The sequence below is a fragment of the Neobacillus sp. NRS-1170 genome (assembly GCF_050468025.1).
In genome coordinates, this window is the sequence record NZ_JBITPF010000047.1 from 1 (window position 1) to 20434 (window position 20434).

A 20434-nucleotide genomic window follows, 5' to 3' on the forward strand; every position below is an offset into this window, starting at 1 on the left:
ACTTAAAGGGGATAATATCAAATTGCACGTCTTTTTCTAATTCTATAGATTTCCACATTGTTCTTCTATTTCTTGAACAAATAGCTCTTGTATATTTATTGTAACAGGGCCTGGTAACCCGTCCCTTACTTTTTTGCCATCGATTTCGATAATCGGCATGACCTCTGCTGTTGTACTGGACATAAACACTTCATCAGCCTGGGCCAATTCATCTAGTGTAAAAGTTCGTTCTTCAACAGGAATATTATTTTTTAAACAAAGGTTCAAAATAACATCCTTTGTGATTCCTTTTAAAATTAGGTTATTTGATTGGTGCGTAATGACAACGCCATTTTTTACAATATAGATGTTCGATGAGCTTCCTTCGGTAACATCCTGACCACGATGCTGAATTGCTTCAAACGCCCTTCCTTCAGCTGCTTTTTGTTTCGCTAATAGGTTGCCTAGTAAATTTAGACTTTTAATATCACAGCGCAGCCAGCGGATATCTTCAGTGAGAATTGTTTTTACGCCCGTTTTCAAACTTTCTGCAGGTCGTCCTGCTTCTTTCGTATAAGCCACAAGCGATGGGACGGTCTCTTCCGTAGGAAAAGCATGATTCCGCGGTGCGACTCCCCTTGTGATTTGCATATAAATCGTCCCAAGTTGAAGATTATTTTTGTCAATAAGTTCTTCAAGCAATTGTGTTATTTGTTCTATGGTAATTGGCAGCGAAATACCGATACTGTTAGAGCTTTTCACAAATCTCTCCAGATGTTCTATTACAGTAAACATTTTACCGTTATAGACCCGGATGACCTCATATACCCCATCACCAAATTGATAGCCGCGGTCTTCTACATCCACTTTTGCTTCAGATCGATCGATTATTGTACCGTTTAAAATTGCGAATTTCATTTCCGATTTCCCCTTTTATATAGTTATTCATTTTTTGCCAATTCAAAGATTGCTTGTGCATAAATCGCTGTTGCTTTTAACAAGTCTTCAATATACATATATTCATCTTTTTGATGAGCAATATCTGGTCTTCCAGGAAATAGCGGTCCAAAGGCTACACCCGATTTGAGGGAACGGGCGTAGGTTCCGCCTCCAATAGCAATCATTTCAGCTTTTTCACCTGTTTGTTCTTCATACACCTTTTTCAAGGTTTGTATGAGGAATTCCTTTTCATCCACATGATGCGGCTTAGAGTCTGAGAAATGGTTAATTTCGAAGCCTTCGTCTATAAGAAGATCATCCAGCTTGGTTTTAGTGTCCTCCATTTTGTTTGTAACAGGGTACCTGCATGTCATGCCTATACTGCCACCGGATTGTGGCGAAAATGACAGTTTGCCTGGATTGATGGTAAGATCTCCCGAGATATCATCAGAATAAGCTACTCCAAGGTTTACAGCCCTTGAATCATTAAAGAAGTAGCGGGATACGAATTGGAAATAATGGGAGGCTTTCACCTCTAAATTTTGCTTTGATAGAAATTCTGCTAAAAACAACCCGGCATTTTTCCCGTTTTTTGGTTCCATTCCATGTGCAGAAATACCTTTTACTTCTAAAATTAATGTTCCGTTCTCGGCTTGATGAATATGTTCGAGCTCATACTCCCTCATGAAGGATGAATAGTCTTCAAGTAACCCAGCTTGATTTTCTTTTAGTTTTAATACGGCTTTAGCGTAATCTGGCACCATATTGTACCTCTTTCCGGAAACAAAGCTGATGACCTCAACCTCTCCTTCAGCGCTGTCATTGAAAGATTTTTTCTGAACCATATCGAAATCAGCAATCCCTTTTTCCGCATTAATTATGGGGAAATCAGCATCTGGAGCAAATCCTAGAGTCGGCATTTCTTCATGCTGAAAATAATGCTCCACACAGCGCCAATTGCTTTCCTCGTCCGTTCCAATGATCATTCGAACTCGCTTTTTAAGGGGCAATCCCAGTTCCTTCACAATTTTCAGCGCATAGTAAGCCGCCATTGTTGGCCCTTTATCATCCAAAGCACCGCGGGCATAAATTTTTCCATCACGAATTTCTGCCCCATAAGGATCGCTTGACCAACCGTCCCCTTCTGGAACTACATCCACATGGCAGAGAATGCCAAGAAGCTCATTTCCTTCACCAAACTCCAGATGGCCAGCTAAATTCCCAACATTTTTCGGAGTAAATCCATCTTTTTCACCGAGCTGTAGCATATACTCGAGCGCTTCTTTTACACCCTGCCCGAGAGGCGCGTCCGAAGAAGTATTTTCTTCGTCTAAAAGACTTTTAATATGTAATAATCCCTGGGTGTCCTTAATGAGTGCATCTTTTCTTTTTTCAACCTCACTCATCCAATTAATCTGTGTCAATGTTTGTACCCCCATATTAAGATAATTATTTCATTTTTAACAATATCATTATGGCAATTATCTTATCAATTTTAAAAAAACTATCCAAATAACAAATTGTTTTTTACTAAAAATTCAAAAAATTATCATAAACCAAACATTATTCCCCATACGATATAGTATCAGCCATGAAAAGGGAGGGAAAAAAGCCGAACAATATTTGTAAATTTAGAAAGATTATTTTGTAAATTTTACTATAGTGGTAGAAATTTTCAGAAATTATGGGTACAATATGGTTAGATGTATGACATCTAAGTACCCGCTTCTAGCATCCATGAAAAGGAGTTGTCTGCGCGGAAAAGAAAACTACATATTGTCAAAGAGGCTGTCGGTAGAGGGATTAAGCCATAGGTTTGAAATTAGGATAGGGAGTGGTTCTTTGAAACCTTCAACTAACCGGATGTTAAACCGCATCAAATGTATCTACATGTTTATCCGCAATAACGGCACTGTCACAACGCAGGAACTTGTAGAGGAATTTGGTATCACTCCTCGCACCATACAACGAGATTTAAATGTCTTAGCCTATAATGACTTGGTCATAAGCCCAAGCCGCGGAAAATGGACTACTACAGAAAAGAAAGTGAAGATGTCATCTTAAAACAAAAAAACATGAAAATAAGCATAAAAAAAGTACACGAGATAATCGTGTACTTTTTTGTTCCTGAGTAATTTACCGATGTTCATGCATCTGATCAAATTTGATAATGTTGTTGAATTCTTGTTCACTTAAAATTCCGAGCTTTTTAAATAAAAATGAATATAGGTAAATTCTCCGCTGCAATCGAGGGTTAATAAACATCTCATTCGCCTCCTATTTGTATATATAATATTCGCCGCATCTAATAAAGTTTCCTTCAGGCAAAAAATATTCTTTAAGTGAAAAATATATGGGTTTGACAGTTTTTCATAATATGCTATATTAGTATAAAATACTTTAGCGCTTAAAAGCGTCTAAGTAAAAGAGAAAAGTGGGTTGAAACAACATGGAAAACAATCATCAGAACTTAAAAAAGGGGTTATTGCCGAGGCATGTACAGTTTATTGCAGTGGCAGGCATGATTGGTACGGGGATATTTAAGGGAAGCTCGGATACATTGAATATTGCCGGGCCTAGCGTCGTCGTTACTTATTTAATTGGCGGGCTCATCCTCTTTATAATCATGGCCGCATTAGGGGAAATGGCGCTGGCCTTTCCGAACTTCAATGTGCAGCATCTAGTAAATAAAGCATTCGGCTTTCAGGTTTCATTCATTGTCGGCTGGCTGTACTGGATTAACTGGATCCTTGTTACAGTGGTTGAATTATTAGCGGCAGGAAGTTTTCTGCAATATTGGTTCCCTTCTGCCCCATTATGGCTATTAAGCTTTCTTTGTGCAGTCGTCATTGTAGGAATCAATTTAACCCAAGTGAAATATTATGGTGAGCTGGAGTTTTGGTTTGCAGGAATTAAGATTTTGGCGTTAATCGCTTTTATTGTGCTGGGATTCTTCCTTCTATTAGGGATCATTCCAGGGTCATCGCACGATTCTTTCACCAACTATACAGCACATGGGGGATTTTTCCCGCACGGTGCTGGCGGCATGTTTAGTGCGTTTTTAGTAGTCATGTTTTCTTATGGCGGTGCTGAATTAATCGGCGTTGCCGTTACTGAGACTAAAGAAGCTGAACGAGTTTTGCCGAAAATTATCAAGGGCGCTGTTTGGCGCGTCATTATTTTTTACATTCTACCGATCCTGATTATTTGTGGAATTATGCCATGGAATAAAGTTTCCGGCGCAGAAAGCCCGTTTGTTCAAGTATTTAGCAGCACAGGTCTCCCTGGTGCAGCACATATTATGAATTTCGTCTTATTAACAGCCGTTTTATCAGCGGCAAATTCAGGCATATATGCGACGTCGAGAACGTTATTCTCGATGGCACAAAGCGGTGTCGCACCAAAAAGCTTGTTAAAAACCTCGAAGTCTGGCATTCCTTTAACTGGGATTTTGATTACAAGTGCCTTTATTTTAGGCGGTGTTTATTTAGCTTATATAACGCCTAGTCAGGTCATCAGCTATCTTATGACCATTCCAGGTTTTACGGTAATGTTAATTTGGATTAGTATTTGTGCGGCCCAATTAAAACTGCGTCCCCTTTATAAAAAGCAATCGGCTTTTCGTGTAAAATGGTTTCCATATACAACAATATTTGCAATTGTGTCCTTATGCACCATCTTTATTGGGTTTCTTTTAAACCCTGACAATGTAATTGGATCAACCGTTTCTCTCACAACGGTAGGGGTTTTAATTATTCTTTCCTTCGCTGTTAAAAAAAGATGGACCTCAGGAAACTTGAATTCAATTAGACAAGTATAAAAAGTCACCAAATATTGCTGACTTTTTTTAATTCGGATCTATTAAACTTTGTTGTTAATTTGCCCTTCAGGTGCTTCGCTTTCTGCGGGCGTGCCGGGGAGCCTCTATTTTAAGAAAGTGATATTTTTGAAAAGTAATCGATAACAAATTGGCGAAATTGTTTGGCCGTATCAGAATGAAATCGCCTTTTTGACCATCCTAAGCCAATTGTTCTTTGACAATTTGGTTCAATGATTTGTATCTTGTGTGAAAAAGGATTTAAGTTATGCACCCATGACAATTCTGATACAAAGGCAATCCCAAGGCCTTGTCTAACAAGATCACCAATTACCCCTGGTTCATCCCCTTCGAACGCAATATTTGGAACAAAACCAGCTTGACGGCAAAATTCATCGGTTAAATTCCGGAATCCATAACCTGTATTCATACTAATAAACGGCTCTTCCTTTACTTCATAAAGATAAATTGTTTCCCTATTAGCCAGCCGATGATGCGGTGGCACAATTAAATAAATTTCTTCGGTGATTAGCGGTTCCCAAACAAGCTCATCCCCTTCCATTGGCACGGAAGAAATACAAAAATCAATTTCTGCCTTTTCAAGCTGGCGTTTCATGGAGTTAGTGGATTCTAATACCTGCTGAAATTTCACATCAGGTGATTGCTTTAAAAACGAACTCAACAAATCTGGCAAAACTCTTGGAATGCTGACGGCCAATGTTATTTGATTTTGGCTCCTTTCAGCTAATTCCACAATTTCTCTTTTTCCCTCATTCAACTCCAAAAATGCCCCGTCTACTCGTTCCAGAAATAGTTTACCAAAAGCATTTAATCTTATTTGCCTATTAGCCCGATCGAATAACGGTACACCGAGATCTTCTTCTAAACGGGATATAGTTTTACTTAAAGAGGGCTGGGCAATTTTAAGTTCTTCTGATGCCCTAGTCATATGTTCAAGCCGGGCAACAGTTTGGAAATACTTCAGCTGCAAAAGCTCCATGCTATGTCCACCTACTACTATAGATTTAAAGCTATCAATTTATAGATAATTATATATTATACATTATATCGAAAAGTATTTATCATATTGGTTATGTTAATAAATTTACGATATTAGGGGGAAATATGAAGGGGATAAATTTAGTATTAAAAGATATAAAAGCGATGTGGCATCATAAGCATGGGAGGATTGCGTTAATTTTTCTTCTCATTGTGCCATTAATTTATTCTGGCTTCTTTATCGCTGGATATTGGAATCCATATGGTCGTTTAGACCAGCTTCCAGTAGCTGTAGTGAATTTAGATAAAGGTGGAATGATGGATAGAAAACCCATTGATGCAGGAGAAGAATTTGTTAACAATCTAAGAGAAAACAAGGATTTGAACTTCCAGTTTGTATCAGAAAAGAAGGCAAATCAAGGACTTAAAAACGGAGATTACTATATGGTCCTGACGATTCCGAAGGATTTTTCACAAAGCGTAAGTACATTAATGGATGAACATCCCAAACCTGCCAAACTAATGTATAAAACGAATCCTGGTAAAAACTTTGTTGCCTCACAAATTAGCACAACCGCAACAGAAAAAATGAAAACAAAAATTGCGGCCAGCATCACAAAATCCTATGCAGATGGCGTGTTTACAAAATTCCAAGAGCTAGCACATGGATTAAGTGCTGCCGGTGAAGGGGCAAATGAATTATATCAAGGTACCAGCGAAGCCAAAAATGGAATGGTTACACTTTCGGATGGAATTGAGCGTTTAAATGATGGCTCTAAACAACTCAAGGAAGGAAGCAGTAAACTTTCCAGCGGCCAGCAGAAATTGGGGCAAGGGTTAGAAAGAATTCAGGACAGTACTCAACTATTGGCCATCGGATTGACAAAGCTAACAGATGGACATGCCTCATTAGAAGCAGGTGCGGCTCATTTACTTGATGGTACAAATACCTGGTCTGATGGAAATAAGAAGCAGGCTCAAGGACTTATACAAACGAAAAGCACAGCCTATAACCTTAAAACAATGCTGGAAAAGTACATGCAAAATCATCCTGAAGCAGCAGATGACCCAGATTTCCAGCAAATCATAGGATCGGCAAACAGTTTAGCCCAAGCATCAGACACACTTAACATTGGACAAATTCAGCTTGCGACAGGTGCAGAAGAAATTGCCCTAGGAGCATCCAAGCTTAATGATGGAATGAAGCAATTTGGTCCAAAAATGCAGGAAGCTGCTGATGGTGCTAAACAAATTTCCGATGGAACGGTTCAATTTGCGAGCGGATTTACTCAATGGGAGAAAGGCTTCTCAACTTTAAATCATGGGATAGACGATTTAGCAGAAGGCGGTACTCGGTTAGGTGATGGTTCCAATCAATTGCTTAAGGGCCTCGGCCAATTAGCTGCTGGTTCGAATGAGTTATCCTCTAAATTAACGGATGCAGCAAAGAAGACTTCGACTGTGCACAATAATAATGACCAATTAACATCAATGTTCTCAGAGCCTGTACAATTAGTAGAATCAGAATTATCCAATGTTCCAAATTACGGTATAGGGATTACTCCATATTTTCTTTCGCTTGCCTTTTATGTGGGAGGAATCATGGCTGCAAATATTCTGCCATTAGGACGCAGGCAAGATCTAAAGGTTAATGGAACTGTACACTTTATCAATAAACTTGCCCTTAAGTACTCAATTGGGCTAATCCAAGCCATCATTGTGGATTTGGTCATTTTGTTTGGATTTAAAGTACATGTGGCGAGTATCCCGATGTTTATTTTATCAAGTATCATTGTTTCCTTTACCTTCATGACCTTTATTCTAATGCTGGTGACGTTATTTGGAGTAGCAGGAAAGTTCCTAGCTGTCACATTTTTAGTGCTTCAGCTGGCCACATGCGGCGGTACTTTCCCTGGTGAATTGGGTAACCCTGTTCTTAGTAAGATTGGAAGTGTTCTGCCTATGGCACACTCTTTACGGGGATTCCAGGATGTCATTACATTAGGGGATTGGTCACAGCTCGGGCACCAAATTATGATCTTAATCTTTTATTTAGTAATTGCTGGAGGAGTTACTTGGGTGACAAGCCTTGTACAGCATTCAAAACCTACAGTCGATACCGTCCATTAAAAATATCCAAACAAATAGAAAAGCAGTACGATTTCACAACAGAAATCGTACTGCCCTTTGAAAATTGACAGCTTTACTTGTTGCCGAAATCTCCAGAAAATTGCTTTACCACTGCTTGTACTTCATCTAATTTTTCAGGTTTTAATAGGCTAATCATCTTCGGGATAAACTGTTGAATATCATCTTGTGAAAAAGTGCCTTCATTTTGTTTCCTGAAGTTTTCTGTAAGTATTTCTTTTGCTTCTTCCTCTTTGCCCTCTTGCACTCTTTGTAAAATAAAATTTAAAAACATTTCCTGTCCTTGCTTGTCCATATCTTTTGCCTCCTAAATAATTCAAATGATATCACTTTTTCTTTTGATTCTCGATATCGGAATCCGTTTCAACAAATAGTCTAAGTGCGGTAAGCTTATTTTGCCAATATAGTTCAAAATATTGGAGCCAATCTTTTAGTTCAAATAGCGGCTCAGGTTCTAGCTTATACCTTGTTTCTCTGCCGACCTTCCTCTCCTTAACCAGCCCGGCATCCGCTAATACTTTTAGGTGCTTGGAGACTGCTGTCCGGCTAATGGGATAATGTTCACTGATAGCTGTAACAGGCAATTCTTGATTGCTTAAAAGTTTTAATAAGCTCCGGCGGGTCGGATCAGCAATGGCTTGAAAGACATCATGCTTTGCTGAAGAAGCACCCATTTACGCCTCAACATATCCTTGCAATTTTTTAACAAGTCCTGCCCAGCCTTGGTTCATGTTTTCGCGAATTGGAGCATGCGGTGCACCAAATTCGGTTGCTTTATTAATATCCCAGCCGCCATGGATTAAGGTAAACTCTGTTTTTCCTTCAAGTTCTTTTAATTCAAAAGTTAAAGTCCAATCTTTACCCCAATTGAAAGAAAGACGGTTAGGTGGATTGACTTCTGTGACTTTACAAGGTGACATTCCGAACTGGCCAGCATTTAAATGAAATTCATGCCCTTCTACCGGTTTCATATCATTGGGCATGAACCATGCTGCAAGTCCCTCTGATGTTGCTACTGCATCCCATACTTTATTAATTGGAGCATTATAAACCAACGTATACTTTATATCCTCTAATGTTTGTTGTGTCTCATTTCCCATTTGCTAATCCTCCTCTAATCTCTTTTTCAATACGAAACCATTTGGTTTCACATCAAGATAATATAACACCATTTGGTTGCACGTCAAGCATTATTTAAAAAAAAAGAGCCCTTGAAATCGAGCTCTATTGCACAATATTTTTTCCATAAAAAATTTCGTCCATTTCTAGCTTTAACCTTTGCGTTATTTCAATGTGTTCATCTGGGGATAATTTATCTTTTGTGTAACCAAATAAATAGTTATTTAAATCAAATTCACGCAGTTTGCATTTCGTATGAAAAATATTTTCCTGATAGACATTAACATCAATCATATCGAATAATTCTCCTACATCATCAGGAATGTAATTTTGAATAGAGCTGATTTCATGGTCGATAAATAGCTTGTGTCCCGTTTTATCTCTTGTAAAGCCGCGAACACGGTAATCGATCGTCATAACGTCTGTCTCAAACGCGCGAATAAGATAATGCAGTGCCTTAAGCGGTGATATTTCGCCGCAGGTTGAAACATCAATATCAGCCCTAAATGTACTTATTCCTTCATCAGGATGAAATTCAGGGTATGTATGAACCGTAATATGACTTTTATCTAATTGCATCACCACAGATTCCGGCAAGGGGCCAGGAGATTCCTCGAATGCTTCTTCTGGGGCGTTTGCTGCAACAGGTCCTTCAGATACAAGCAAGGTGACGCTCGCGCCTGCCGGCTCAAAATCCTGGCTGGCAACATTTAAAACATGTGCTCCTATAATATCGGAAACATGCTTCAATATATTTTGCAATCTTTCCGCACTATATTGCTCATCAATATACTTTAGATACGCCTCACGTTCTTCCCGGGTTCTCGTAAAACAAATATCATACATATTAAAACTTAGCGATTTAGTAAGGTTATTAAAGCCGTGTAATTCAATTGCCTGCTCATGTGTCAATTTCATGAACGCTGTCCCCCTAAGATAAAAAGGTAATAATCGTAAGTAAATATTATTAATTTACCCATAGTTCCTTTTTTTATGGAAAACTAATATTGCATGGTAAAAGATACTAATATTCCTCATAATTCTCAGATTTCGGTGGAAAATAATTGAAGATGAGGTGAAATAATGAAAAGATTTTTTTGGATTATAATTGTATTAATTTTGCTCGTTCCGAATATGGTACAAGCTGCACCAATTGAAAACAACATTAAAGTTGCCTTCTTTAGAGATGGATTTGTTTGGGTGAAAATAAATGGTAAGGAAACAAAAATTACTAAAGAGCAATCCGAGCATTCCTACCAGCCACAATGGTCCCATGATGGGAAATGGATTTTGTATCAACTTGAGGCTAGAAAAAAGCCCAACTCTAACACAGATTCGCATTCAGAAATATGGGTTTATAATGTTGACACGAAAAAGCATATCAACATTACGCGTGACGGGACCAATCCAAAGTGGTCTCCAGTCGAAAATATTGTTGCCTTTAAAAGCGGATGGGTATTAAACGTCTCGAACCTTGAACATTTTTATAACATTGCTTTGGGTGTTGGGGATTATAATTGGTATCCTGATGGAAAATCCTTCATTACAGCCTCAAGTGCTTCCTTAAGACCGGATGGATGGACAAATCCGATTCTTTTTAAAATCGGACTCGAAAAGGATTTAGCTAAAATGACAAGCTTTACTAAAAACGTGAAGCAGTTATTTACCATTCCCAATGAACTAAAAAAAGGAAATGTTAACATGGTAGCATTTGATGCCTGGAATTTTCATTTTTCCCCTGATGGTAACTGGGTTTCCTTTATTGTAAGTCCCCCGACTGCATCATGGGCCATGGACAGCAATATGGTTTGTGTTATTGGTACTGCCGGGCATAATTTTGCGGTTTTAGATGAAACCATAAATGAGGGCTATTCTCCAGAATGGGCATACTCCCAAAACTTATTAGGATATATTGCCGGCGGCGGGAGAATTGTCCTAGGCTTTAAGAATAAAGATATGAAAATTACCGAAATGCCAGTTTTTAAATCGACGACACTTACACCAGCTCATTTTGCAGAGATGGGCTTTGCCTGGAAGGATGACAATTCTCTTTATGTTTCAAGGGTTAAGGAAACGGATTGGTCCAATGATGAAAAAAATCGGCCTGATCCTTCTTTATTTTTAATAAAAATAAAAGACCAAACTCAAACTCAAATTACACACCCTCCAAAGGATTTTGGTGACTATCATCCTCAATACATTCCCGGCGCAAATAAATTAACCTGGCTGCGAAAAAGGGATATTGCCGACTTTCATAAGCAGGATTTATGGATTTCCGATTATAATGGTCAAAATCCAAAAGAGTGGATTAGAAATATTCAAGCGTATGATTTTTTTGCAGAAAAGAAATAACGAAAAAGCAGCCAATTGGCTGCTTTTTCACTTTACTTGATAGTCTTTTAATAATTCTACTTCTTCATCCGTCAATTCCCTGTATTCGCCAAGCTCAAGTGATTCGTCCAATGCAAGCGGCCCCATTGAAATCCGCTGAAGATAGACGACTCTTTTTCCGACCGCTTGGAACATTCTTTTTACTTGATGGAATTTTCCTTCGGTGATAGTCAACTCAATATCCGAACGAATTCCCGATTTTAAGATTTTCAATTCGCCTGGTTTTGTTTCATAACCGTCATCCAATGTGACTCCTTTGGCAAATGCCTCCACATCTTCCTCCGTTACTTCCCTATCGATGACAGCAAAATAGGTTTTGGGGACATGCTTTTTAGGAGAAAGCAATCGATGCGCCAATTGCCCGTCATTTGTAATTAACAGTAATCCCTCTGTATCCTTATCCAGCCTGCCAACAGGAAATGGCTCATAAACTTGGTCTTCAAGCTCCAATAAGTCGATAACTGTTTCACCTTGATTATCCTCCGTTGCCGATAAAACTCCTGGAGGCTTGTTCATCATTAAATAAATAAACTCTTTATATTCAATGACTTCACCGTTTAAGGTTACAGTTTGTGAGTTTGGGTCAATATGTTGTTTTGCATCCTTCACAATCGCATCGTTTACCTTAACGGCACCGCTTTTTAACAGCTGTTTGACTTCTTTCCGGCTCCCATAGCCGAGATTAGCCAGCATTTTGTCAATTCTCAAGGGTTCCCCTCCTTCCTGGTAATTTTAATTTTGTCATTAATCGATCTATCCTATCGCCGAATAGGCGTCTTGCAAGACCCGATTTTAGCCCCAGGTAAAAATAGATTCCGGCTCCAACACCAGCACTAATTAGGATGATTAAGACGGATTGTACCTTTGAAGCAGGTGAAAGGAATAACAATAATAATTTATATACGATTTCCGTACCTACCCACATCATTCCCGCGAAGAGAATAATTAACAAACTTCTTCTCCAAACAAGGCGGAATGGATAGCGGGCGAACAATTTAATGACGATTAAATTAATGATAATTGCAGCGGTATAACCTAAGGTTGTCGCTAAAACTGCTCCTTTTGTTTCCATCATTTTTATCAAAGGGATATTTAAGGTTAATTTTATTAATAAACCAACCAGCAGACTTAAAATGGTATAGCGCTGCTCATTAATTCCCTGTAGAATTGCGGCTGTTACAGAATATAGGGAAAAGAGAATGGCCACTGGAGCATAGACCCTTAAAACTCCTGCCCCAAGCAAATCATGCTGATAGAATGCCGTGTAAACCGGCTCTGCTAATAAAGATAACCCAATAGCTGCCGGCAAAGTTAAAAATAATAGGACCTGAAAGGTTTGGTTAAGCTGGTGGTTTAGGCTATTTCTATCTCCTTCAATGAAAGCCTTTGTTATACTTGGTACAAGTGTTAACGAAAAGGCAGTCGCAAGTGATACCGGTATGATGACGATTTTATGTGATTCAAAATTCAAAATGGAGAAAAAGGATTCCGCTAATTGTGGAGCCTTCCCTATTTCGGCCATTGCTTTACTAAAGGTGAATTGGTCAATGGCTTGAAATAATGGATTGGCAATTCCCACCAATACAAATGGAAAGGCTGAGATAAAGATTTCTTTATATATTTCTTTAAGGGAAATATCTATAGTGCCTTTATCTTGCTGAAGTAACTCATCTAAATACGGCTTTCTTTTGTACCAATACCAAAATAAAACCAGCAGTCCTCCGATTGCCCCAATAAACGCAGCAAACGTAGCTACACTAACAGCCGTAACCATTTTTCCATTAAACATATGCAATACAACATATGCGCCCAGCAGAGTAAATGTAATTCGGACAATTTGCTCCACCACTTGTGAAAGAGCAGATGGACCCATCGATTGATGACCTTGAAAATAGCCGCGGATTAAACTCATAAACGGGACAACTATCAAGGCAAAACTCACTGCACGCATGACGGTTGTAACCTCTGATAAATTCGCCTTTTTATCGCCGCTAATGCTCATTTCCGCTAATGTCGGTGATGCAAAATACATGACTAGGAATGCAAATAAACCGGTTAATAACATAATCATTAGCCCTGATTTGAATAATTTCCGGCCGACCGCATATTCCTCAAGGGCATTGTATTTTGAAATAAACTTTGAAACAGCCAGCGGGACGCCCGCTGTTGCGACACTTATAAAAATGGTGTATGGAACATAGGAAAATTGATAAAGGGTCGTCCCTGACCGACCGACTATTTGAAAGAATGGAATAACGTAAATTAATCCAAGAATTTTCGATAGTATTGTTCCAAAGGTTAAAATAAATGTTCCTCTTAAAAGCTTAGATTGCATAGAATCCCTTCCTACCCGAAGAAATACGTGCGCTTTTTCACATAAAAAATTCGACTTTTTTTGCACACTATTAGTAGTTTACAACTCTTTTCCCTCTGATGCTACTAACAACCAAGTTAAATTTGTGAAAATCGTTTATTTTCGCCATGAAATGTTTATAATGAGGTGAATCTATTTAAAGTTGGTGCAATTATGGAATTTGATGTCATTGTCATTGGCGGCGGCCCTTCTGGTTTAATGGCAGCCATTGCTGCGGGTGAAAAAGGGGCTAAGGTGCTGTTAATTGATAAAGGGGACAAGCTTGGAAGAAAGCTGGCGATTTCCGGCGGCGGACGCTGTAATGTAACCAATCGCCTGCCCGTAGAAGAAATCATTAAGCACTTGCCTGGAAACGGGAAGTTTTTGTATAGTGCTTTCTCTATTTTCAATAATGAAGATATTATTAAGTTCTTTGCAAGGTTAGGAATCGCTTTAAAGGAAGAAGATCACGGGCGGATGTTCCCAGTATCTGATAAAGCACAGTCTGTCGTTGATGCTTTGTTAACTCAATTGGAAAAGCTGCGGGTGACGATTTTTAAAAATAGCCCTGTAGCAGATGTTTTGTATGAAAATGGCCATGTTTCTGGAGTATTGTTAAAGGACGGACAAAAAATTGGGACAAAATCCATCGTCATTGCCGTTGGCGGCAAGTCTGTTCCCCATACAGGATCAACTGGAGATGGCTATGCCTGGGCGGAAAAAGCAGGACATACGATTACCGAACTGTTTCCAACGGAAGTCCCGGTCACGTCAAGTGAACCATTTATTCGGGATAAATCGCTGCAAGGTCTTTCTTTAAGAGACATTGAACTCAGTGTGTTAAATCCAAAAGGGAAGCCGCTCATTTCTCACCGGATGGATATGATTTTTACCCATTTTGGAATCAGCGGTCCAGCTGTACTCCGCTGCAGTCAGTTTGTCGTAAAAGCTTTGAAAAAATGGAACCTGAAAGAAGTAACGATGAGCCTTGATGCTCTTCCAGATAAAAAGGAAGAAGAGCTTTTCCAAGAAATTGTGAAGCTTGTAAAAATGGAACCTAAGAAGAGTATCAAGAACACTTTAAAAGGAATGCTTCCGGAGCGATATCTCCTTTTTCTATTAGAGCAAAACGGAATTGAAGCTGCGGAGCAAGGAGGCACGATTTCCAACGAAAAATTCCGTAGTTTTGCTAAAAGCTGCAAGCAATTTATGATTAAAGTTAATGGAACTCTTCCTCTAGAAAAAGCTTTCGTAACGGGAGGCGGGGTTTCCGTGAAAGAAATCGAACCCCAGACTATGGGCTCAAAATTCATGAGCGGCCTTTATTTTTGCGGTGAAATACTTGATATTCATGGTTACACTGGCGGATATAATATCACCTCTGCTCTTGTTACTGGAAGATTGGCTGGAACCAATGCTGCTATTGATACAAAAAAAGCGTAAGCGCCTTGATCAGCCCCGACTAGAGACCTCGAGGGGCTAGGCGCTGGAGCTGGACAATTCTCGAAGTCAAAATTTATACTATCAATTAAAAAAGGCCTGATGTCAAAAATCAGGCCTTATATATGATCATTGCTGAAAAACAATAAATTTGTTCTTCCTCTTCTTCCTCTGTCATCGCTGCCACATTATATTTAATATCTAATAGACTCTTTTCATCCAACCCTCGTAAAAAATGATTCATTTCCTTTTCTAAATCCTTTTCATGCTCGCGATCAAACAATTTGACCTGTATCATGGTCCTCTCCCTTTCTTTTTTTCTATCATTATCACCATTTTTCTGAATTTTTAAAATTAATCTCTTAGAAAAGTTAAGTTTATTTTAAGTTTGGGCTTGTAAATTATTTTCTAGAAAGACATTTTCAAGTTTGAAAGGAGCATTAGTAATGGATAAAAAACAAAAAATCTCTTGGGGAGTCAGTTTTGGCAGCCTGGCCTTAGTCGCTGGGATGGTTTCCTATCTTGGATTATCCAATGGAGATAAAGCTACTAATCAAGTGGCAATAGATCAAGGGCAACCCTCTAACAATAATTCTAATCAGCAAACTCAGGACAATTTTAATTTCGGTCAGCAACCAGAACAAGGCAGTTCGTGGGGAGGAGATAGTCAATTTAATCAAAACGATCAAGGAACTGCTGATAATTTTGGCAGCGATAATCAATCTGGCAATAGCAGTGGGCAAGATCAATTTTCAAATGGCAGCGGTCCTGGATTTGGACATCATGGCGGCTTTGATACAACTACAGGTGGAACCTAATGTATAACTATCAATTTAACTCCATGAGTACGATCCTAAAGATTTCGATTAGCTGTGAGCTGTTTGCAAATGATTTGATGCCGGTTTATAAATTGTTTGAAGGTGTGGAGGATACCTGCAGCCGTTTCAAAGAGGATAGTGAACTTTCGCTCCTTAACCAACAAATCAGAAAAGAGGTTGCCATTTCGGCCGACATGTTTTCAATTTTAACTTTGGCTGAGAGCTTTTATAAAGAAACAGATGGAATTTTTAATCCAGGTGTTTTAACGGCACTTGAAAGCATCGGTTATTCAAAATCTATTGAAATCATTAAAGGGCAAAAGCTAGAAATAGCTTCCCCCTCAGCGATTGCTGCTATAAACCCATTTACTTTAAATGAGAGTTTGCAGTCGGTCATGCTTCATACCAAAATCGACCTTGGAGGAATTGCCAAGGGCTGGGTAATTGACAATGCTGCAAATCTTTTAGCAAAAATAGGCTTTGGGTTTATCAATGTTGGCGGCGATATTCGTATTTTTGGCTCCCTGCCAAGGCAGTTGAACATTGGGATTGAGAATCCATTTGAAAATACAAAAATCATTACTTCGATCCAGGTAAAAGATGGAGCGCTGGCAACGTCAACTTCCATGAAAAGAAAGTGGATGCTAAATGGTAAACAGGCACATCACTTAATAGATTCCCGTACCGGAAAATCTTCTGAAACCGGAATTGTATCGGCAACTGTTACGGCTCCAACTGCCCTGGAAGCTGATGTTTGGGCCAAAACTGCCCTGTTATTAGGTGCAGATAAAGGACAAGATTGGTTAGAGAGTAAAGGGTGCTTATCCGTATTGATCAATAAAGACGGAGAGATTTGGAAAAGAGGCAGACAGGATGGAAATGTTTGAATGGTATATAATTAGAGCCACGGGTACAGTAGCCTACTTATTATTATACTTGTCGGTGCTCATTGGACTTTACTCTCAGGTTCAAAAAAAGCGCAAACGTAATGTAACCATTCCGTTGGTTTTGCATGAATCCCTGGCAAATTTGGCGCTGTTTCTTACCCTGGGCCATGTTGGTTTCCTATTGATTGATACTAATATATCTTTTAATTGGGTTGAAGTATTGATTCCTTTTAATACTGACTATAAGCCCCTGCCAATGGCATTGGGGATTTTCTCCTTATATTTCTTGATCATGACGATAGTCACCTCAAAAGTGAGGAAAAAGATTGGCTATCAAAAATGGCGGAAATTACATGCCCTTAATCCGATTCTATATTTATTCGTTACGATTCATGGCCTATTTATTGGAACGGATTTTCAGGCAGTGGTGATTGCAGCTGTTAATATTATTCCTGCTATACTTATAGCTTTCATGGTGCAAAAGAGTAAACCAAAACTTGAGGTTTCTCCATAAAGGCAAGTAAAAACCGATTCCCTAAAGGAATCGGTTATTTTGTTTCACCTGTCCAGTTCAGCATTCCGCCCACCATATTGCGGACTTTGTAGCCCTGGTCTTGCAAATAATGGCAAACATTGCCACTACGGCCGCTAGAACGGCAGATAAAAATATATTCTTTGTCCTTGTCAAAATAGTCGAGGTTCGCAGGTATGTCTCCCATGCGAATATGCTTTGCACCTGGAATCATTCCAAAAGCTACCTCATCATCTTCTCTTACATCGACAAGCTCCAGTTTTTCCCCAGCTTCTAGCTTCTTCTGTAACTCCTCAGGTGTAATTGTTTGAATTTCTTCCATCCCACTCATCCTTTCAGAAAAACATCCCCCCTAAAGAAGGAGGATGCTTAATAGTATTAGTTTGCTACAATATTAACTAGTTTGCCCGGAACAGTAATAACTTTTCGAACTGTTTTTCCTTCGATTTGTTCCTTCACTCGATCATCATCCATGGCGATTCCTTCTAACGCCTCTTTACTTGCATCAGTTGGAACCATAAGTTTCGTTTTCACCTTACCGTTAACTTGAATGACAATTTCAACTTCCTCGTCCACTAGCTTAGCTTCATCATATGCTGGCCATGTTTCGTAGGAAATCGTGCCGCTGTGGCCTAGTTTTTCCCATAACTCTTCAGCAACATGCGGACTAACCGGTGCAAGCATTTTGACGAATCCTTCAACGTAATTTTTAGGTAGAACTGATGATTTATAGGCCTCATTAATAAATACCATCATTTGTGAAATTGCGGTATTAAATCTTAGTCCCTCATAATCCTCGGTAACCTTTTTCACCGTTTGATGGTAGACCTTTTCCAAATTCGATGCTTCTACATCCGGCTGAATTTTAGGACTTAACTCCCCATTTTCCTCTACGAATAATCGCCAGATTCGATCTAGGAAGCGGCGGGAACCGTCCAAGCCGTTTGTCGACCATGCAATCGATGCATCGAGAGGTCCCATAAACATTTCATACAAGCGAAGTGTATCTGCACCGTGACTGTCGATGATATCATCCGGATTGACAACATTTCCTTTTGATTTACTCATTTTTTCATTGCCTTCGCCTAAGATCATTCCTTGGTTGAATAACTTTTGGAATGGCTCTTTTGTTGGAACCACACCGATATCATACAAGAATTTATGCCAGAAGCGGGCATATAACAAGTGAAGAACGGCATGTTCAGCTCCGCCAATGTAAATATCAACCGGTAACCAATGATTTAGTTTTTCTGGTGCTGCTAGGGCCTCACTATTTTTTGGATCAATATAACGTAAATAGTACCAGCAGCTGCCAGCCCATTGTGGCATTGTATTGGTTTCACGGCGACCTTTTTTGCCTGTCTCCGGATCGAGGACATTTACCCATTCAGCAATATTAGCAAGTGGTGATTCACCTGTTCCTGATGGTTTGATATCCTTCGTTGTTGGTAATGTCAATGGAAGCTCTTCTTCCGGTACCGCTGTCATTGTGCCATCTTCCCAATGAATAATTGGAATCGGTTCGCCCCAGTAGCGCTGACGGCTAAATAACCAATCACGTAACCGGTACGTTACCTTTTTCGTACCGATACCTTTTTCTTCCAACCAGGTAATCATTTTAGAAATCGCGTCTTCTTTATTTAAACCATTTAAGAATTCGGAGTTGATGTGATCACCATCGCCTGTAAAGGCTTCTTTTTCAATATCGCCGCCTGCTACAACCGCTTTAATTGGTAATCCAAATTCTTTAGCAAATTCATAGTCACGCTCGTCGTGAGCTGGCACCGCCATAATGGCCCCTGTTCCGTAGCTGGCTAATACATAATCGGCAATCCAGATTGGCATTTTTTCGCCATTAGCTGGGTTGATTGCGTAAGCACCCGTAAATACGCCAGTTTTCTCTTTCGCAAGGTCTGTACGTTCAAGGTCGCTTTTTAACTTTACCTTATCTAAGTATGCTTCAACGGCTGAACGCTGCTCAGAAGTTGTAATTTTATCTACAAAAGAATGTTCAGGAGCAAGCACCGCATAGGTGGCACCAAAAAGCGTATCCGGACGCGTTGTGAATACTGTGAAGGTTTCCTCGTGCCCATCAATGGCAAATGTTACTTCCGCACCTTCAGATCGTCCGATCCAATTGCGCTGCATTTCTTTTAAACTTTCCGGCCAATCAAGCTCTTCAAGGTCTTCAAGTAAACGGTCGCCGTATGCCGTGATTTTAAGCATCCACTGCTTCATCGGACGACGTTCAACAGGATGACCGCCGCGTTCACTTTTACCATCGATGACTTCTTCATTCGCAAGGACAGTTCCAAGTGCCGGGCACCAGTTCACCGCTACCTCATCGATGTAAGCTAGACCTTTTTCCCAAAGCTTTAAGAAAATCCATTGTGTCCATTTATAATATTCAGGATCTGTTGTATTTACTTCACGATCCCAATCGTAAGAGAAACCTAATGCTTTAATTTGTCTGCGGAAAGTGTTGATATTTTGCTCGGTAAATTCCGCAGGGTCGTTCCCGGTATCAAGGGCATATTGCTCTGCCGGAAGGCCAAATGCATCCCAGCCCATTGGGTGAAGAACGTTGTATCCTTGCATCCGCTTCATTCGTGAAAGAATGTCGGTTGCTGTATAGCCTTCTGGATGCCCCACATGAAGGCCGGCTCCTGATGGATATGGAAACATATCTAAAGCGTAAAATTTACGCTTATCATATTCTTCGCTTGTTTTAAAGGTCTTTTCTTCTTCCCATTTCTTTTGCCACTTCTTTTCGATTTGCTGATGATCGAAACTCATTTTCTGTTCCTCCTTAAGGTAAAAGCGGAAGCGCCTTGACCAGCCCCGACAAGCATAAGGCGATCCGGCGGGAAGGTTGCTTTTTAACCTTCTCGGGCGGATTCGGCTTAGACCAAAGAGGTGCTAGGCGCTGTAGCTGGATAAAAAAATAAAAAACCCCTCATCCCAAAAAGGGACGAGAGGATTGTATATGTATCTTCCCGCGGTACCACCCAC

General features: G+C 39.6%; 21 protein-coding genes and 1 other annotated feature (1 of these 22 cut by a window edge). Of the genes, 8 read left to right on the forward strand and 13 right to left on the reverse strand.

Annotated features, from left to right (window positions below):
* Positions 1-42: 42 nt before the first annotated feature.
* A complete protein-coding gene (gene dat / locus ACIFOT_RS19795; protein WP_430067057.1) occupies positions 43-897 on the reverse strand; it encodes a D-amino-acid transaminase in 855 nt (284 codons plus the stop codon).
* A gap of 23 nt (positions 898-920) precedes the next feature.
* A complete protein-coding gene (pepV, locus tag ACIFOT_RS19800; RefSeq protein ID WP_430067058.1) occupies positions 921-2342 on the reverse strand; it encodes a dipeptidase PepV in 1422 nt (473 codons plus the stop codon).
* A gap of 418 nt (positions 2343-2760) precedes the next feature.
* Between pepV and ACIFOT_RS19805 the strand changes: the two genes are divergently transcribed.
* The gene (locus tag ACIFOT_RS19805; RefSeq protein WP_173058944.1) at positions 2761-2982 is read left to right on the forward strand and encodes a DeoR family transcriptional regulator; all 222 of its coding nucleotides are present in this window, start codon (positions 2761-2763) and stop codon (positions 2980-2982) included.
* A 72-nt stretch (positions 2983-3054) separates the two neighbouring features.
* Here ACIFOT_RS19805 and ACIFOT_RS19810 read toward each other — a convergent pair whose 3' ends face one another.
* The gene (locus ACIFOT_RS19810) at positions 3055-3183 is read right to left on the reverse strand and encodes a hypothetical protein (protein ID WP_430067059.1); all 129 of its coding nucleotides are present in this window, start codon (positions 3181-3183) and stop codon (positions 3055-3057) included.
* Between the two features lie 184 nt (positions 3184-3367).
* Here ACIFOT_RS19810 and ACIFOT_RS19815 point away from each other — a divergent pair, with 184 nt between their 5' ends.
* Positions 3368-4738, forward strand: coding sequence for an amino acid permease (locus ACIFOT_RS19815; RefSeq protein WP_430067060.1), 1371 nt, complete (start codon positions 3368-3370; stop codon positions 4736-4738).
* Between the two features lie 109 nt (positions 4739-4847).
* Here ACIFOT_RS19815 and ACIFOT_RS19820 read toward each other — a convergent pair whose 3' ends face one another.
* On the reverse strand, positions 4848-5735 hold the full coding sequence (locus ACIFOT_RS19820; protein ID WP_430067061.1) for a LysR family transcriptional regulator: 888 nt from the start codon (positions 5733-5735) through the stop codon (positions 4848-4850).
* A 125-nt stretch (positions 5736-5860) separates the two neighbouring features.
* Between ACIFOT_RS19820 and ACIFOT_RS19825 the strand changes: the two genes are divergently transcribed.
* Positions 5861-7864, forward strand: a complete 2004-nt coding sequence (locus tag ACIFOT_RS19825) for a YhgE/Pip family protein (RefSeq protein ID WP_430067062.1) — start codon at positions 5861-5863, stop codon at positions 7862-7864.
* A gap of 73 nt (positions 7865-7937) precedes the next feature.
* Here the strand turns inward: ACIFOT_RS19825 and ACIFOT_RS19830 are convergent, their stop codons facing one another.
* From ACIFOT_RS19830 to speD, 4 genes are all read right to left on the reverse strand, one after another.
* On the reverse strand, positions 7938-8177 hold the full coding sequence (locus ACIFOT_RS19830) for a hypothetical protein (RefSeq protein ID WP_430067063.1): 240 nt from the start codon (positions 8175-8177) through the stop codon (positions 7938-7940).
* Positions 8178-8208: 31 nt separating this feature from the next.
* Positions 8209-8556: an ArsR/SmtB family transcription factor gene (locus tag ACIFOT_RS19835; protein ID WP_430067064.1), complete on the reverse strand. Its 348-nt coding sequence runs from the start codon at positions 8554-8556 to the stop codon at positions 8209-8211.
* Positions 8557-8982 (reverse strand): SRPBCC family protein, encoded by a 426-nt coding sequence (locus ACIFOT_RS19840; RefSeq protein ID WP_430067065.1) that lies wholly within the window; start codon positions 8980-8982, stop codon positions 8557-8559. It abuts the gene before it with no gap.
* A gap of 124 nt (positions 8983-9106) precedes the next feature.
* The gene (gene speD / locus ACIFOT_RS19845) at positions 9107-9919 is read right to left on the reverse strand and encodes an adenosylmethionine decarboxylase (RefSeq protein ID WP_430067066.1); all 813 of its coding nucleotides are present in this window, start codon (positions 9917-9919) and stop codon (positions 9107-9109) included.
* A 165-nt stretch (positions 9920-10084) separates the two neighbouring features.
* Here speD and ACIFOT_RS19850 point away from each other — a divergent pair, with 165 nt between their 5' ends.
* Positions 10085-11353, forward strand: a complete 1269-nt coding sequence (locus tag ACIFOT_RS19850) for a TolB family protein (protein ID WP_430067067.1) — start codon at positions 10085-10087, stop codon at positions 11351-11353.
* Between the two features lie 27 nt (positions 11354-11380).
* On the opposite strand, the gene ACIFOT_RS19855 is transcribed toward ACIFOT_RS19850, so the two are convergent.
* Both ACIFOT_RS19855 and ACIFOT_RS19860 read right to left on the reverse strand, forming a co-directional pair.
* A complete protein-coding gene (locus tag ACIFOT_RS19855) occupies positions 11381-12100 on the reverse strand; it encodes a pseudouridine synthase (protein ID WP_430067068.1) in 720 nt (239 codons plus the stop codon).
* The gene (locus ACIFOT_RS19860) at positions 12090-13727 is read right to left on the reverse strand and encodes a putative polysaccharide biosynthesis protein (RefSeq protein WP_430067069.1); all 1638 of its coding nucleotides are present in this window, start codon (positions 13725-13727) and stop codon (positions 12090-12092) included. The genes ACIFOT_RS19855 and ACIFOT_RS19860 overlap by 11 nt, the downstream gene beginning before the upstream one ends.
* A gap of 192 nt (positions 13728-13919) precedes the next feature.
* On the opposite strand from ACIFOT_RS19860, the gene ACIFOT_RS19865 reads away from it, so the two are divergent.
* A complete protein-coding gene (locus ACIFOT_RS19865) occupies positions 13920-15188 on the forward strand; it encodes an NAD(P)/FAD-dependent oxidoreductase (RefSeq protein WP_430067070.1) in 1269 nt (422 codons plus the stop codon).
* Between the two features lie 109 nt (positions 15189-15297).
* Here the strand turns inward: ACIFOT_RS19865 and ACIFOT_RS19870 are convergent, their stop codons facing one another.
* Positions 15298-15483, reverse strand: a complete 186-nt coding sequence (locus tag ACIFOT_RS19870) for a sporulation protein Cse60 (RefSeq protein WP_223595723.1) — start codon at positions 15481-15483, stop codon at positions 15298-15300.
* A 148-nt stretch (positions 15484-15631) separates the two neighbouring features.
* On the opposite strand from ACIFOT_RS19870, the gene ACIFOT_RS19875 reads away from it, so the two are divergent.
* From ACIFOT_RS19875 to ACIFOT_RS19885, 3 genes are read left to right on the forward strand one after another with little or no spacing between them, the layout of a single operon-like run.
* Entirely contained in the window at positions 15632-16003 is a 372-nt protein-coding gene (locus ACIFOT_RS19875) for a hypothetical protein (RefSeq protein ID WP_430067071.1), read from the forward strand.
* Positions 16003-16890, forward strand: coding sequence for an FAD:protein FMN transferase (locus tag ACIFOT_RS19880; RefSeq protein ID WP_430067072.1), 888 nt, complete (start codon positions 16003-16005; stop codon positions 16888-16890). Before ACIFOT_RS19875 ends, ACIFOT_RS19880 begins: the two co-directional genes overlap by 1 nt.
* The gene (locus tag ACIFOT_RS19885; protein ID WP_430067073.1) at positions 16877-17404 is read left to right on the forward strand and encodes a ferric reductase-like transmembrane domain-containing protein; all 528 of its coding nucleotides are present in this window, start codon (positions 16877-16879) and stop codon (positions 17402-17404) included. The genes ACIFOT_RS19880 and ACIFOT_RS19885 overlap by 14 nt, the downstream gene beginning before the upstream one ends.
* Positions 17405-17438: 34 nt before the next feature.
* Here ACIFOT_RS19885 and ACIFOT_RS19890 read toward each other — a convergent pair whose 3' ends face one another.
* Both ACIFOT_RS19890 and leuS read right to left on the reverse strand, forming a co-directional pair.
* Positions 17439-17744, reverse strand: a complete 306-nt coding sequence (locus ACIFOT_RS19890; protein ID WP_430067116.1) for a rhodanese-like domain-containing protein — start codon at positions 17742-17744, stop codon at positions 17439-17441.
* Between the two features lie 56 nt (positions 17745-17800).
* Positions 17801-20218, reverse strand: coding sequence for a leucine--tRNA ligase (gene leuS, locus ACIFOT_RS19895; RefSeq protein WP_430067074.1), 2418 nt, complete (start codon positions 20216-20218; stop codon positions 17801-17803).
* A 168-nt stretch (positions 20219-20386) separates the two neighbouring features.
* Positions 20387-20434, reverse strand: a binding site (T-box leader); it runs 175 nt beyond the window's last position.

What these genes read in the sequence shown, in the direction of transcription:
- dat (WP_430067057.1), bottom strand. Translation starts at nt 897, where the DNA reads ATGAAATTCGCAATTTTAAACGGTACAATAATCGATCGATCTGAAGCA.
- ACIFOT_RS19810 (WP_430067059.1), bottom strand. Translation starts at nt 3,183, where the DNA reads ATGTTTATTAACCCTCGATTGCAGCGGAGAATTTACCTATATTCATTT.
- ACIFOT_RS19815 (WP_430067060.1), top strand. Translation starts at nt 3,368, where the DNA reads ATGGAAAACAATCATCAGAACTTAAAAAAGGGGTTATTGCCGAGGCAT.
- ACIFOT_RS19820 (WP_430067061.1), bottom strand. Translation starts at nt 5,735, where the DNA reads ATGGAGCTTTTGCAGCTGAAGTATTTCCAAACTGTTGCCCGGCTTGAA.
- ACIFOT_RS19825 (WP_430067062.1), top strand. Translation starts at nt 5,861, where the DNA reads ATGAAGGGGATAAATTTAGTATTAAAAGATATAAAAGCGATGTGGCAT.
- ACIFOT_RS19830 (WP_430067063.1), bottom strand. Translation starts at nt 8,177, where the DNA reads ATGGACAAGCAAGGACAGGAAATGTTTTTAAATTTTATTTTACAAAGA.
- ACIFOT_RS19835 (WP_430067064.1), bottom strand. Translation starts at nt 8,556, where the DNA reads ATGGGTGCTTCTTCAGCAAAGCATGATGTCTTTCAAGCCATTGCTGAT.
- ACIFOT_RS19840 (WP_430067065.1), bottom strand. Translation starts at nt 8,982, where the DNA reads ATGGGAAATGAGACACAACAAACATTAGAGGATATAAAGTATACGTTG.
- speD (WP_430067066.1), bottom strand. Translation starts at nt 9,919, where the DNA reads ATGAAATTGACACATGAGCAGGCAATTGAATTACACGGCTTTAATAAC.
- ACIFOT_RS19850 (WP_430067067.1), top strand. Translation starts at nt 10,085, where the DNA reads ATGAAAAGATTTTTTTGGATTATAATTGTATTAATTTTGCTCGTTCCG.
- ACIFOT_RS19860 (WP_430067069.1), bottom strand. Translation starts at nt 13,727, where the DNA reads ATGCAATCTAAGCTTTTAAGAGGAACATTTATTTTAACCTTTGGAACA.
- ACIFOT_RS19865 (WP_430067070.1), top strand. Translation starts at nt 13,920, where the DNA reads ATGGAATTTGATGTCATTGTCATTGGCGGCGGCCCTTCTGGTTTAATG.
- ACIFOT_RS19870 (WP_223595723.1), bottom strand. Translation starts at nt 15,483, where the DNA reads ATGATACAGGTCAAATTGTTTGATCGCGAGCATGAAAAGGATTTAGAA.
- ACIFOT_RS19875 (WP_430067071.1), top strand. Translation starts at nt 15,632, where the DNA reads ATGGATAAAAAACAAAAAATCTCTTGGGGAGTCAGTTTTGGCAGCCTG.
- ACIFOT_RS19880 (WP_430067072.1), top strand. Translation starts at nt 16,003, where the DNA reads ATGTATAACTATCAATTTAACTCCATGAGTACGATCCTAAAGATTTCG.
- ACIFOT_RS19885 (WP_430067073.1), top strand. Translation starts at nt 16,877, where the DNA reads ATGGAAATGTTTGAATGGTATATAATTAGAGCCACGGGTACAGTAGCC.
- ACIFOT_RS19890 (WP_430067116.1), bottom strand. Translation starts at nt 17,744, where the DNA reads ATGGAAGAAATTCAAACAATTACACCTGAGGAGTTACAGAAGAAGCTA.
- leuS (WP_430067074.1), bottom strand. Translation starts at nt 20,218, where the DNA reads ATGAGTTTCGATCATCAGCAAATCGAAAAGAAGTGGCAAAAGAAATGG.